The 1,971-nt window shown below is 36.8% G+C and carries 1 protein-coding gene; it reads right to left on the bottom strand.

The annotated features are described in order from the left end of the window. The coding region (locus ACFINS_RS09605) for an ABC transporter substrate-binding protein (protein ID WP_375706137.1) at positions 1-1,019 on the bottom strand (1,019 nt) is incomplete at its 3' end. Positions 1,020-1,971: the final 952 nt, after the last annotated feature.

Below are 1,971 nucleotides of genomic sequence, written 5' to 3'. Positions count from 1 at the left end.
AAACTTGCACGTGGAATACCAACATCTTTGAGAAGAGTCTTACCGAGTCCTTCATAGTCAATAAGATAGCGCATCGCTAAACGCACTTTTTCATTGGCAAAAATAGGGTTTGTCACATTGAACCCCCATATGATCACGGATGGTTCTAACACTCTTTTAACTTTAATATCCGTTGTTGCTTGGAGATCTGCCAAATCCTCTGGCATCAGATTACGTGCAACATCGATATCGTGTTTTTGCAACAATAAACGTTGTGTTCCAGGTTCCGCAACATGGCGAATTAAAATCTTCTTCAATTTAGGCGCCTCCCCCCAATAATTGGAGCTTGCACGCAACAAAATTCCTTCTCCAGGGCGCCAACTCTCTAGCTGATAAGGACCAACGCAAGCAGAATGGCTTGCCAAATACCGGTTTCCCATATCACCATTTTTTTCGTGTTTCATGAGTGTCTCACGATCAAGCAAAGCAAGAGTACGACTAGTGGCAAAATGGCTAAGAATGAGCTCTGCTGGATAAGGTTTATCAAATTTCATCACCACCGTTTTGTCGTCCGGTGCTTGAAAAGCCTCATCAACGTTTTGTTCTGTAATCCCATATTCATTAAATGTCGCCGCAGTAGCCATCTTCAATTGAACAACCCGCTTCATACCCCAAACAAGATCATTGGCATTCGCAGGACGACCATCATTGAACTTTAAACCATCACGCAAGTGAAAAGTAATCACCGTACTCTGATCATCACTTGAAACATCCCAACTCTTCGCTAAAGAAGGAACCATTTTAGCAGCATCATCTGTAGCAGAAACGACTAAATTATCACAAACATTAACAAGAACTTCATTACCATAACGGTCATTGATTTGTGCGGGATCAAATGTACTTATTGTATCAAGATTCCAAGCCATCACAAGCGTATCGGCAGGTGTTTTCGCTGAAACTTGTTGCACAAACATCCCCATTGCAAGAACAGCAGAAACAAAAGAACTGCCCTTTTTCAATATTTTTCTTTTCCCGTTCATAGAATTTTCCTTTTAAGATTTAAGGTTATTGTATAACTTCTCATGTGACAACATGCAAAAATGATAAGATCATGCTTAGAAAACACGCCTCCTAGAGGTAAAATATCAAAATCTCTAAAAGCAGCAGCCACTTTTCAAAAGCTCCTTCCCTCCCAAATACGTATAGAACAAACGAACATATGCAACGCAAAACGATCTGATTAAAATGAAGCTATCACGCACAATAGCACACGACATCACGGCACTTATAATTCAGAGCATATCAGACCAAAATCCTTCCTTGCTTCATTAAAAAGATTTCTTTTTCAAGTTTCTTCTTGCGATTTTCTAAAAAGTATCATCAAAGCGCTACTCTAATTGCTTCAAAAGCCTCAAAACAATTTGATATTTTGATGATCCTGAATAAATTTTTTCGTAACCATTTTCACCCTTCTTCAGAAGAAAATTCGAACTTTATTATAACTCCGTATCAAATAACAGCTTCGAACCTATAGATTATCATATTTTAAGTCATAAGGAATGTAACCTGAGGTATGAGAAGAGTAGCTTGATGTTTCCCCGCGTACCCGCATACAACAGTTTTTCTCACCAAAACATTTTATAAAGTCCCCATTTTTTCAGAAACACTAAACTTTGCTTTATTCGTTACACCTGTCTTTTGCAACAAACAAATTTATTACTTTCTATACATATAAATTGAAACATCAAATATTAATATCTATACACGTAGAATTTATCGAGATAAATAACCTCTCTTCCCAATAGAATGTTTTGAAACAAAATTCTCTACACAACATAGTAATCCATTCCCGATAGAATTCAACGTATTGCAAAGTATTAAAGAGCTTTGCAATACATCAAATATATCATGACCATGTTTTTTATATTTTATAAACTTGATACCTTCTTATTTTTCAATTGCACTATAAAAAATACGTGGTGCACTATTCCA

This window comes from Bartonella sp. AA2SXKL (genome assembly GCF_042197205.1).
In the GTDB taxonomy this organism is placed as follows: Bacteria; Pseudomonadota; Alphaproteobacteria; order Rhizobiales; family Rhizobiaceae; genus Bartonella.
The sequence above is the reverse complement of the archived record's forward strand: the minus strand, read 5'-3'. Positions and strand labels throughout refer to the sequence as shown.